Source organism: Mycobacterium pseudokansasii, from assembly GCF_900566075.1.
Classification (GTDB): Bacteria; Actinomycetota; Actinomycetes; order Mycobacteriales; family Mycobacteriaceae; genus Mycobacterium; species Mycobacterium pseudokansasii.
Window position 1 is genome coordinate 5,608,237 of the sequence record NZ_UPHU01000001.1, and the last position, 11,364, is coordinate 5,619,600.

The following is an 11,364-nucleotide window of genomic DNA, read 5'->3' on the forward strand; positions in this document are numbered from 1 at the left end:
TCAGACCACTCCGCGTAGCCCGTCGCGGCCGAACACCGGTTCCAGCATCGCCGAGAAGTCGGGGCCTCGTCGCAACATGTGGCCGCCGTCGACGTTGATGACCTGCCCGGTGATGAAGCCGGCGGCGTCGCTGAGCAGAAACATCGCCAGGTTGGCGACGTCCTCGACCTCGCCGACCCGCGGCAGCGGCGTGCAGATCGCGTAGTCGCGGCTCAATTCCGGCGATTCGGTGACCGGCGCGACGAGTTCGGTGCGGATCAGGCCCGGGCGGATGCTGTTGACCCGTACCCACGACGGGCCGAGCTCGTCGGCCGCCAACTGCATCAGGTGGTCGACGGCCGACTTGGTCACCCCGTAGGCGCCAAACCAGCGATGGGTGTTGCTGGCCGCGATCGACGAGATGCCGACGAAGGACCCGCCGCCGCCGCGCACCATCTCGCGCGCGGCGTGCTTGAGGACGTACATGGTGCCGTTGACGTTGAGGTCGACGGTCCGACGCCACGCCGCCGAGTCGATCTGGGTGATCGGTCCGATGGTCTCCGACCCGCCCGCGCAATGCACCACACCGTGCAGCTGACCGTGCCAGGCCGTTACCGCGTGGACCGCACGGGCGGTCTCCTCCTCGTTGGTGACGTCTGCGGGCTCGTAGCGGATGGCACCGCCACGGGCCTTCAGCGCTTCGAGTTCGTTGACGGTGCCCGCCAGCCGGTCGGGGTTGCGGCCGACGATCATGACCGACGCCCCCGCGGCCACCAGACCGGCGGCCACCCCCTTGCCGATTCCACTGCCGCCGCCGGTGACCAGGTAGGTCCGGTCGTGAAAGGAAAGCTGCATCCGAGCCCCTCACGGTGAAGCTGAAACAGGTTCTCGTCATCGAACCATGCGGCTGCCGGCGCGGGAATCGGTCCCCGGTGTGGACAACCGGTTCCGTCGGCTCAGCCCGGCGCTACGGCGTATCGCGGCGCGCCACCCGGGTCGGCTTGGCCGTACGCCAGTCTTCGACGTCGGGCGGCAGGCCAACCGGGTACCTGTTCTGGTTGTGGGCGGCCCAGTGCGCATGCCCCAACTCGTGGACGTGAAACGCGTGCCGCAGCGCCTCGGTGAAGCCCATGGCGTCGGAGGCGGCGTTGACCGAGTCCTTGACCAGCAACGCCGCCATGGTGGGACGCTCGGCGATGCGCCGCGCGAACTCCAGCGTCTTGTCCTCGAGTTCGGCGGCCGGAAAGACCTTCGACACCATGCCGAGGCGGTAGGCCTCGTCGGCATCCAGCGAATCACCGGTCAACAGCAGCTCTTTGGCCTTGCGCGGCCCGAATTCCCAAGGGTGCGCGTAGTATTCGACACCCGGCATGCCCAGCCGCACCGCCACCACATCGCTGAACTTGGCATTGTCGGCGGCGACGATCAGATCGCATGCCCAGATCAGCATCAGCCCAGCCGAGATCGCGTTGCCCTGAACCTGGGCGATGGTGATCTTGCGCAAATCGCGCCAGCGGCAGGTGTTCTGGAAGTAGAAGTGCCACTCCTGCAGGTACAACTTTTCCATGACGGCGTCGCGGGTGGCGCCGTGCGAGCGGAAAGTCGGATGCTGCGCCGGCCCGGGCTTGCGCTCCAGCATCGCCTCCTCCGACCCGAGGTCGTGCCCGGCGGAAAAGTTCTTTCCCCGCGCGGCAAGGATCACCACCCGCACGTCGTCGTCGGCCTCGGCCCGGCAGAACGCCTCGTCGAGTTGAACCAGCAGCGTGCGATTCTGCGCGTTGTGGGCCTCCGGCCGGTTGAGCCAGATCCGCGCGATCCGCCCGTCGTCGAGGGTTTCGTAGGCCACCAGCTCGGCGGGTTTGGCGCCGTCGGCGCGGGTATCTGCCTGGCTATCTAGGTTGTCCGAGAGAGTCATCGCGCCCACCTACCTTGTCTCGCGGGTCGTCCGGGGCTGGTATCGACTTTACAGATTACGGTGACTCTGTAAGAGGGTCGCGGGCCGGGCCGCCGACGCGCTGACCGGCGCTGGGAAAAGTTTGCTGCGGCAGCGGTCCCTCGAGGTCTTGCCGCAGAACCGGCGCCGGACGCGCCGCCGCGGCTGCGTGCCGGATTTAGCTTCGCTTACAGTGGTGTAATGCCAACCAAAACTGACCATGGCGATATCGGCGACGTGGAACCGGTGGCCGACAGCACCGCGAGCCAGGCCAGGAGGGTCGTCGCCGCGTACGCCAACGACGCCGATGAGTGCCGCATTTTCTTGTCCATGCTCGGTATTGGGCCGGCGAAGCTCGAGAGCTAAATGGCTTCCAGGCGACCGCGGTCCACGGAGCCCACAACCACGGAAGTCTTCGGCGACTCGGACTTCGTAGTCGTCGCCAACCGACTGCCCGTCGACCAGGAGCGGCTTCCCGACGGCTCCACCGCCTGGAAGCGCAGCCCCGGAGGGCTGGTCACCGCCCTCGAGCCGCTACTGCGGCGCCGGCGCGGCGCCTGGGTCGGCTGGCCCGGCGTTGCTGAAGCCGATGTCGACGTGGTAGACGAGCCCATCGTCCAGGACGAACTGCGGCTTCATCCGGTACGGCTGTCCACCGACGACGTCGCGGAGTATTATGAGGGGTTTTCCAACGCCACGCTGTGGCCCCTCTACCACGACGTCATCGTCAAGCCGCGCTACCACCGCCAGTGGTGGGAGCGCTATGTCGACGTCAACCGCCGGTTCGCCGAAGCCACCGCACGCGCGGCGGCCCGCGGCGGAACCGTGTGGGTTCAGGACTACCAGCTGCAACTGGTCCCGAAGATGCTGCGCACCATGCGTCCCGACCTGACCATCGGCTTCTTCTTGCATATCCCCTTCCCGCCGGTGGAGCTGTTCATGCAGCTGCCCTGGCGCACCGAGATCATCGAGGGCCTGCTGGGTGCCGACCTGGTGGGGTTCCACCTGGTCGGCGACGCCCAGAATTTCCTCTTTCTGGCCAGGCAGCTGCTCGACGCCGAAACGTCGCGGGGAGCCGTCGGGGTGCGGTCGCGGTTCGGCGCGGTCCAGCTCGGGTCGCGCACTATTCGCGTGGGCGCCTTCCCCATCTCCATCGATTCCGGCGCGCTCGACCACAAGGCGCGCGATCGCAACATCAAGCGCCGCGCCCGCGAGATCCGCGCCGAGCTTGGCAATCCCCGCAAGATCCTGCTCGGCGTCGACCGGCTGGACTACACCAAGGGCATCGACGTACGGCTCAAGGCGTTCTACGAGCTGCTGGCCGAGGGCCGCGCCAAGCGCGACGACACCGTGTTGATCCAGCTGGCGACCCCCAGCCGGGAGCGGGTGGAGAGTTACCAGATACTGCGCAACGACATCGAGCGTCAGGTCGGCCACATCAACGGCGAGTACGCGGAGGTCGGTCATCCGGTCGTCCATTACCTGCACCGTCCGGTTCCGCGCGACGAGCTCATCGCCTATTTCGTGGCCAGCGACGTCATGCTGGTCACCCCGCTGCGGGACGGGATGAACCTGGTGGCCAAGGAGTATGTCGCGTGCCGCAGTGATCTCGGCGGCGCCTTGGTGCTCAGTGAGTTCACCGGAGCCGCCGCCGAACTGCGACAGGCATACCTGGTCAATCCCCATGACCTCGAAGGGCTCAAGGACGCGATCGAGGCCGCGCTCAACCAGCCCGACGAGGAGGGCCGGCGCCGGATGCGCGCGCTGCGACGCCAGGTGCTGGCCCATGACGTGGATCGCTGGGCCCGCTCGTTCCTCGACGCACTCGCCGAGGCGCGCCCGAGGGACGCGAGCTAGCGCTGGGGCCGCGAACGCAGCGGCAGTAGCCGGTGGTCCCGGGTGAACACCAGGCGGACCAGCCCCAGCGCGACGACGACGGTGGTGGTCGCGACCGAGCCGAGGATGAGGAACATCACGACCGCCTGCACCAGCACCGCCTGCACCGGCGGCACGCCGGCGAGGATCAGTCCGGTCATGGCGCCCGGCAGGAACACCAGTCCGGTGGCTTTGGTGGTCTCGATCTGCGGCGATATCGCCGAGCGCAGCGCGATCCGCAGATAGGGGGCCGCGGCCTGGCGCGACGGCTGCCCCAGGGCGAGCCGGGCTTCGACCTCGTCACGTTTGTCGCGCAGCTCGTCGACCAGGCGCCGGGCCACCAGCACCATGGCCGTCATCGAGTTGCCGATCATCATTCCGGCAATCGGCACCAGGGTCCGGGCCTGCAGTGGGAACACCCGCATTCCGAATATCACGCCCAGGGTGATCGCGGCCGCCGCGGCGAACGCCGTGATGGCCAGCGGCGCCAGCCGCGGCACCTCGGGAGCCCGCCGGCGGGCGACATCGCCGGCGTAGGCGATCATGCCCGCGGTCCATGCGCATGACCACCACAACGCCCGGCCGGGCGCGAAGAGCAGCGTCAGCGCGCCCCCGACGAGCAGCAACTGGACCAGCGCGCGGGTGGCCGCCCACAGTACCTGTCTTTCCAGGCCCAGCCGCTGCCACAGCGAGATCGCCGCGGCGAACACCACCAGGGCCAGCGACGTCGCCAGCCCGATCCAGCCCACCTGGCTGCTCACGGCTGGACCCGATCGTTGGCCTGTTCGTTGCCCGGTTTGGACGCGACCTCGACGAGTCCCACGCAGCGTCCCCGTTCGATGTGCAGTATCCGGTCGGCGGCCCGCTCGGCCTGCGCCGGGTCGTGGGTGACCCACAGGGCGGGAATCCCGTCGTCGGCCAGCCGGCGCACCGCGCGCTCGATCACGCCTGCCGCGTCGGCGTCGACGGCCGAGGTCGGTTCGTCGAGCAGCAGCACCTGCGGGCGGGCCATCAGGGTGCGGGCCAGGCACATGCGCTGCGCTTCCCCGCCCGACAGCGCGGTCGCGTCGCGGTCCAACCATGACCCGGTGAGCGCCACGCGGGCCAGCGTGTCGGTCATCTGCGCCTTCGACGCAGTCGGCTCGGCGGCCCGCAGGTTGTCGGCCACGGTGCCCGGAAACGGCGTCGGACGCTGGAAGCACATGCCCACCCGGCGCCGCAGCCACAATGGGTCGGTCTCGGCAATATCCTTGTCGCAGAACAACACTCGTCCGCTCGTCGGCACCTCCAGTCGATTGCACAACCGCAGCATGGTCGACTTGCCCGATCCCGACGGGCCGAACACCGCCGTCACCCCGCGCCGAGGAATGGCGGCGGTGAACAGGTTCAACGCTCGCACCCGGTCACGTTCGACGACAACGTCGGCGAATTCGAACACCGAAACGGCATCCACTGCTGAATCCACTGCTCAATCCTGCCAAGCCTCGATCTGCCCGGGGGTCGGTCGCCAACAACTGCTGCGGTACGCTCACCCAGAAGACTATCGGAACACGATATCGGAGTCCGAGTTGGCAGTGGCGGGTTCGTCTGTCTGGTCACAGGGCTGGTCAATGCCGGTTGATCGACGCGGCTTTCTCACGTGGAGCGGCCTGGGCATGCTCACCGCCACCGGCCTGGTGACCGGCTGCTCGCATAGCCTGCCGCCCGGCAAGGCCGACTACACGCTGCGCATCGGCCACAGCCAGGTGGAAGTCGCCCCCGGCAAAATCGTGTCGACCACCACCTACAACGGCCAATTCCCGGGGCCGCTGCTGAGGTTTACCGAAGGCAAGCAGATCACCGTCGACGTCCACAACGACACCGGCACCCCACAGCAGCTGCACTGGCACGGCCAGCACCTGCCGGTCGAGGTCGACGGCTCGGCCGAGGAGGGCACCCCGTTCATCGCGGCCCACGGAATGCGGCGGATCTCGTTGGTGCCCGGCCCGGCGGGGTTCCGCTTCTACCACACCCACCTCAACCCGGGTGCCGACCTGACGGGCGGGCAATACGGTGGCTTGGTCGGCGCCGTCTACATCGAGCCCAAGCATGAGCCGGGCGCCTACGACCGCGAAGTGTTCCTGACGCTCAAGGAGTTCGAGCCCAGCCTGAGCCAGGGCGGTGACATGCCCGGCGGCTTCCTGGCCGGCGACGCGGTCGCCGAGATGAAAAGCCTAGGCGAGCAAGCGATGAACGCCGCACTGGCAGCCGGTCTGCCGCACGGCTACGAAGTGGGCTACGAGGTCTTCACCGTCAACGGCCGCACCCTGGGCCACGGCGAACCGATCCGGGTCAAGACCGGTGAGCGTGTCATGCTTCATGTCCTCAACGGCAGCGCCACCGAGAACCGCAGCCTGGCCCTGCCCGGACACGTCTTCACCGTGGTGGCCCTGGACGGCAACCCGGTGCCCAAACCCGTTGCGGTTCCGGTGTTGTGGCTGGGCGCCGCCGAACGCATCTCCGCGATCGTGGAGATGAACCACCCCGGCGTATGGATCCTCGGCGACCTCTCCGACGAGGACCGTCAAACGGGCATGGGCACCGTCATCGAGTACGCCGGGCGCACCGGCGACCCGCAGTGGGCTCCACCGCCCGAGTTTGCCTGGGACTACCGGGTATTCGGCAGCGGCGGCACTGCCCCGGCCCCCGACCAGGTGATCGACCTGCTCATCGAGAAGCGCAATGCCGCCCGCGACGGGTTCAACATCTGGACTGTCAACGGCGCCCCGTACGCCATGGACACCAAGCAGCCGGTCCTCGACATCGTCAACGGCCGGCGCTACCGGCTGCGGTTCCGCAACGCCACCGACGACATTCACCCGATGCATCTGCATCGGCATACCTTCGAAATCACCCATGTCGCAGGCACACCCACGGCCGGTGTGCGCAAGGATGTCGCGATGCTGGGTGGCTACCAGATCATGGAGGTCGACTTCACCGCCGACCAACCGGGGCTGTCGCTGTTGCACTGCCACCAACAAATACACATGGACTTCGGTTTCATGACGCTGCTGCGCTGCTCCTAGAGCTGCACACCGTAGAATCGGAACCCGATATCGGTTTCGTCACTGATCCGGAACGGGTTGTCCCGAAAGGGGTTGTCCATGCGGGAATTTCAGCGGGCCGCGCTGCGCCTGCACATCCTGCATCACGCCGTCGAGGGAGAAGTCCATGGCGCGTGGCTGACCGGGGAACTGAGTCGCCACGGATATCAGGTGAGCCCCGGCACGCTGTATCCGACCCTGCACCGGCTGGAGGCCGCCGGTCTGCTGGTGTCGAAGCAACAGGTGGTGGCAGGCCGGGCTCGCCGCGTCTACCGGGCTACCGCGGCCGGCCGCGCGGCGTTGGCCGACGATCGCCGTGCGCTTCGAGAACTGGCCCGCGAAGTCCTCGGCACGGAGGCTTGACAGGCCTGAGCTACCGTGCCGGCCGGAGTCCGGCCCGCGCCGAGACGCCATGGTGTTCCCACCGAAACGCTGTGATACTCGATGCAGCGCCGCAGCGCGGTAGGCAGCGAAGAAGATCAAGGAGTACCGACGTGAAGATCCGTCACGGACTGGCCGCCGGCGCGGGCATCGTCTCGGCCGTCGCACTGGCGACCGCGCTGGAATCAGGCGAACCGGCCCATGCCGTCGCGCCACCGCCGGACGGCGCCTATTCCTTCAGCGAGGCCGGCGTTTCCGGGGTTACCTGGACCATCACCGCGCTGTGCGACCAGCCGTCCGGAACGCGCAATATGAACGACTACTCCGACCCGGTCACGTGGGCGTTCCAGTGTGCGCTCAATATCGCGAGCACGACGCCCCAGCAGATCACCCGCGCCGACAAGCTGCAGAACTTCAGCGCCAGGGCTCGGCTGACCAGTGTTCTGTGGACCTTCCAGGTGAATCAGGCAGAGGGTGTGTTGTGCCCCGACGGCAGCACCGCGCCGTCGACCGAAACCTATGCGTTCAGCGACGAGAACATGAGCGGCACGCACACCACCTTGCATGGCGCGGTCTGTGGTCTGGCGCCGGACATGAAAAAGGAACCGTTCTCTCTCCAGCTGGTGGGGCCGCCGCCCAGCCCGATCGAACGGTACCCGTTGCGCTGCAACCAAATTGCCATCTGCTACTGACGGCGACGGAGCACCTGAGCTGCGGGCGCGTGCCATCGACAATGCGCGCGTCGACTTTCGACGGGCGCCCGAGCGCACTACCCGGAGCTAAACGGGGTGGTGTTGCTGACGCCAGTAGTCCGGGTGTTCAGCCAGCCACCGACGTTCCACGCGTTGCACCCGGTGATGTTCGGCCATGATCAACAACCCACCGGCGATCAGCAGACCCGCCGCGGCTGAGCCCAGCGTCAGTAGCAGCTCGCGATGGTTGTAGGCCAGGGACGCCACAATCCCGGCCAGGCCGATCACGCCGAGCACGATGAGAAACAACCCCGGAAGCCACAGCGTGTCGATAAACGATTCACCGGCATGCGGTTGGGTGGTCCGGGAGTGTTCCACCGGATCGCGATATGCACCCTTCATTGACGTCTCCCTTCTCCAAGAGACGCCTCTAGAGTACGCCCAGATTGTGTGCCGGGTCACAGTTAATTTTCCGGGTCGCGCAGCTGCGTCGGCTCCGGCCTCGATCGCTCGGGACTGGGCTCAGATCGGCGTGATGTAGGCGATCAGCCACTTGCCGTCGATCCGTTTGTAGTCCACCCGCAGCCGGCTGCCGTCGTAGAGCGGCTGGCGCGACTTGTCGGTCACGGTGCGGTTCATATACACCATCACCGACGCCGAATTTCGTTGCGCCGACATGACTCCCACGCCGACGACATTGGCCTGCACCACCACCTCGCGCTTTTTGGCCTCCGGGATGATCTGGGCGTTGGCGCTGCGCTTGAACTCCTGGCGATAGTCGGGCGTCAACAACGGATAAGCGTCGTTGAGGCTGCGTTCGACCGTCTGGTAGTCGTAGGCGAACACTTTCGGTATCTGGTCGGCGGCCACCTTCGGCAACTCCGCCCGCGCGGTCCGCGCGCCGCTGGTCTCCACCCGGTCCCAGTAGAACCACCCGCCGGCCGCGGCCAGCCCCACGATCGCGGCGACCAGCAGGACGCCGGCAACGGCACCCAGCGCAGGCCACACGCGCCGCAGTCGCATCAGTTGCCCCCGTCGGGATACTTCAGGTCGTAGCCGGTCATCCGTCCGGTCTCGTCCTCGTGCACGATGACCCGTAACCGGTAGGGCATCGACGGCTTGTTGACGCCGTCGATGTCGGCAACGGTCACCCGTACCGAAACCAGCACCGAGGCGTTGTCGCTGACGGTGTCGATGCCTTCCAGGGCGGCACCGTTGATAACGGCCTCGGACGTGGCGTTGGTGGCGCGGAACAGGCCTTTGAGGTTGTCGACGTTGTTGTTGGCGCTGAGCATCCCGCGCAGCGGACCGCTGGTGCTGTTGACGAATCGGTTGACGGCCTCGTCGATAGTGTTCGGCGTATAGCTGAACATATTGACCACCAGCTGCGTGGCGGTGTCGACGAAGCGTCGTTCGCGGGCCTGCTCGGCGTCGGCGTCCCGGTGCTGGCCAACGAGGGCCAGCACCCCCCAGCTCAGCGCGGCGATGACCACTACGGCGGCGACCAGCGAGATCCAGGCCACCAGCCTGCCCCGCGCCCGCCGCCGGGGCGGCGGCCGGAGGGCCGACCGGGCCTTGGCCGGCGTGGCCGGTTTGGCCGGTGGCTTCGGCTCGGGCGTGGACGCCACGGTGACGGTGGCTTCGGCGGTGTCCCGCTGGCTCGATACGGCTTTGGCCGGACCCGCCGCCCGAGACGCCCGCCGGCGCACCCGTTGCGCACCCGGCTGCTGTGGTGCCACTACATGGCCTTCGGAGCAAGCATGAGGTCCACCCAATTCTCTGCGCTGGACGCGCCGTTGACGCCAGGCGCGAAGATACCAGTGCCGCCGGCCGGGTCTTTGAAGACGCCGGTCGTCTGGTCGTAGGTGGTGTAAGCCTGGCCGCTGGCTTGCGGTTCCGGTCCGGTGCCCACCGGCGGGGGCGGCGGCGGCAGCGTCTTCGGGTACGGGAGCAGCGGCGGCTGCGGCGGGTAATCCGGCGGCATCCACGACGTGAAGGGCGGCGGCGGGCCGTTGTCGTTGGGCGGCGGCGCCGGCTGCGCCGGCTGGTGCGGCGCCGGTCCGGGACCGGGGACCACACCCGGTGGTGGCGGCCCGGCGATCGGCGTGCCCGGGTCCGGATCGGCGTCCGGCGGAATGTAGGGAAACTTGTTGGGCGGCAAGACGTTCAGTCCGTTGGTTACCGGTGTGTCGTACGGCACCGGCGGACCGCGCCACGGGTTGCGGCCCAGCGGCACGTAGCCCTTCGGATCCCGGCACAACTGGATCGTCGGTGCCCGCTTGCCGGGAAACTCCTGGCACGGGTAGTTCCGGGCACCGCGAACCGTGCTGGGGTCGTTCTGGGCGGTCTTGCAGTACATGTCCGTCGGGATTTCCCGCAGTCCCTCGTCGGCGGGCGAGCGGATCAGCGGCGGCGGAATGAAGCCGACGTTGCATGGCGGCGGGTCGTTGAGGTCGATCTTGAAGTCCAGCTTGGCGCCCTCGTCCTGGGGCACCCCGCCGGCCGCGGTGGTGAGCGCGGCGAACAGCGCCGGCAGCACCACCAGCAGCTGCTCGATCGACTTGTGATAGATCACGCCCACCCGGCCGAGGTTGGCCAGGCTGGCCGCCAGCGCCGGGAAGGAGGGCCGGATACCGGAGAATGCCGTGTTGGCCTCGTCGATCGCGTCCGGAGCGGTGGCCAGGGTGTCGCGCAGCCGCGGATCGGCCGCACGGAGCTCGGCGGTGAACCGCGCCAGCCCGTCAGCCAGGGACTTGATGTCAGCGCCGGCACGGACTTGAGCCTGCAGGAACGGACCGGCCTGATCGATCAGCTGCGAGACCTGCGGGTAGTTGGTATTGGCCTCATCCACCAGCAACCGCGCCGATTCCACCAGCCGGGCCAGCTCCGGACCGGTGCCGTTGGTGGCGGTGAACGCCTCGTGCAGCAATTCCCGCAGCCGCGTATCGCCGAGACTGTTGACCAGCACCTCGGCCTTGTGCAGCAGATCGGCGACGTCCTGGCCGATCCGGGTGTTCTTGCGCTCGATCTTGGATCCGTTGCGCAGCTTGGCCGGCGACGGATTGGCGGGCGGCACCAGGTCGACGTACTGCTCGCCGATGGCCGACACGCTCTTCACGGTGGCGGTGACGTTCGACGGAATCGGAGTGCCGCTGTTCAGCCGCATTTCGGCGGTGACGCCGGATGGATTCAGCTCGACCGACTCCACCCGCCCCACTTCCACGCCGCGGTAGGTGACGTTGGCGTTCTTGTACAAACCGCCGCCGGCGACGAAATCGGCGCTGACACCGTAGGTACCGAGGCCGAACGTGGCCGGCAACCGCAGGTAGAAGACCGCCATCACCACCAGGGTGATGACGGTGATCACCCCGAAGATGGCCAGCTGGATCCTGGTGAGTCTGTCGATCATCTCCGCATACCC

13 protein-coding genes are annotated in these 11,364 nt (G+C 67.7%); 5 read left to right on the top strand and 8 right to left on the bottom strand.

Features of this window, described 5'->3' with window-relative positions:
• Both EET10_RS25300 and EET10_RS25305 read right to left on the bottom strand, forming a co-directional pair.
• Positions 1 to 834: an SDR family oxidoreductase gene (locus EET10_RS25300; protein ID WP_036406461.1), complete on the bottom strand. Its 834-nt coding sequence runs from the start codon at positions 832 to 834 to the stop codon at positions 1 to 3.
• A gap of 112 nt (positions 835 to 946) precedes the next feature.
• Positions 947 to 1,894 carry an enoyl-CoA hydratase gene (locus EET10_RS25305; RefSeq protein WP_122502862.1) on the bottom strand — a complete coding sequence of 316 codons (948 nt, stop codon included), beginning with the start codon at positions 1,892 to 1,894 and terminating at the stop codon, positions 947 to 949.
• A gap of 219 nt (positions 1,895 to 2,113) precedes the next feature.
• Between EET10_RS25305 and EET10_RS25310 the strand changes: the two genes are divergently transcribed.
• Complete coding sequence (locus EET10_RS25310; RefSeq protein WP_023368290.1) at positions 2,114 to 2,278, top strand: hypothetical protein; 165 nt, start codon at positions 2,114 to 2,116, stop codon at positions 2,276 to 2,278.
• Positions 2,279 to 3,769, top strand: coding sequence for an alpha,alpha-trehalose-phosphate synthase (UDP-forming) (locus tag EET10_RS25315; RefSeq protein WP_036406458.1), 1,491 nt, complete (start codon positions 2,279 to 2,281; stop codon positions 3,767 to 3,769).
• On the opposite strand, the gene EET10_RS25320 is transcribed toward EET10_RS25315, so the two are convergent.
• Together EET10_RS25320 and EET10_RS25325 are read right to left on the bottom strand one after the other, a co-directional pair.
• Positions 3,766 to 4,548: an ABC transporter permease gene (locus EET10_RS25320; protein WP_036406456.1), complete on the bottom strand. Its 783-nt coding sequence runs from the start codon at positions 4,546 to 4,548 to the stop codon at positions 3,766 to 3,768. The genes EET10_RS25315 and EET10_RS25320 overlap by 4 nt on opposite strands.
• Positions 4,545 to 5,252, bottom strand: a complete 708-nt coding sequence (locus tag EET10_RS25325; RefSeq protein ID WP_051490735.1) for an ABC transporter ATP-binding protein — start codon at positions 5,250 to 5,252, stop codon at positions 4,545 to 4,547. The genes EET10_RS25320 and EET10_RS25325 overlap by 4 nt, the downstream gene beginning before the upstream one ends.
• Before the next feature lie 145 nt (positions 5,253 to 5,397).
• Here EET10_RS25325 and EET10_RS25330 point away from each other — a divergent pair, with 145 nt between their 5' ends.
• From EET10_RS25330 to EET10_RS25340, 3 genes are all read left to right on the top strand, one after another.
• Positions 5,398 to 6,852 (top strand): multicopper oxidase family protein, encoded by a 1,455-nt coding sequence (locus EET10_RS25330; protein WP_036406451.1) that lies wholly within the window; start codon positions 5,398 to 5,400, stop codon positions 6,850 to 6,852.
• Between the two features lie 78 nt (positions 6,853 to 6,930).
• Entirely contained in the window at positions 6,931 to 7,233 is a 303-nt protein-coding gene (locus EET10_RS25335; protein WP_036406449.1) for an Rv3488 family transcriptional regulator, read from the top strand.
• A 131-nt stretch (positions 7,234 to 7,364) separates the two neighbouring features.
• The gene (locus EET10_RS25340; protein WP_036406447.1) at positions 7,365 to 7,943 is read left to right on the top strand and encodes a hypothetical protein; all 579 of its coding nucleotides are present in this window, start codon (positions 7,365 to 7,367) and stop codon (positions 7,941 to 7,943) included.
• Positions 7,944 to 8,030: 87 nt separating this feature from the next.
• Here the strand turns inward: EET10_RS25340 and usfY are convergent, their stop codons facing one another.
• From usfY to EET10_RS25360, 4 genes are all read right to left on the bottom strand, one after another.
• On the bottom strand, positions 8,031 to 8,345 hold the full coding sequence (usfY, locus tag EET10_RS25345; RefSeq protein WP_036406446.1) for a protein UsfY: 315 nt from the start codon (positions 8,343 to 8,345) through the stop codon (positions 8,031 to 8,033).
• 120 nt (positions 8,346 to 8,465) lie between these two features.
• Entirely contained in the window at positions 8,466 to 8,966 is a 501-nt protein-coding gene (locus tag EET10_RS25350) for a mammalian cell entry protein (RefSeq protein ID WP_036406443.1), read from the bottom strand.
• Complete coding sequence (locus EET10_RS25355) at positions 8,966 to 9,682, bottom strand: hypothetical protein (protein WP_036406440.1); 717 nt, start codon at positions 9,680 to 9,682, stop codon at positions 8,966 to 8,968. The genes EET10_RS25350 and EET10_RS25355 overlap by 1 nt, the downstream gene beginning before the upstream one ends.
• Positions 9,682 to 11,352 (bottom strand): virulence factor Mce family protein, encoded by a 1,671-nt coding sequence (locus EET10_RS25360; protein ID WP_122502585.1) that lies wholly within the window; start codon positions 11,350 to 11,352, stop codon positions 9,682 to 9,684. Before EET10_RS25360 ends, EET10_RS25355 begins: the two co-directional genes overlap by 1 nt.
• Between the last annotated feature and the right edge of the window lie 12 nt (positions 11,353 to 11,364).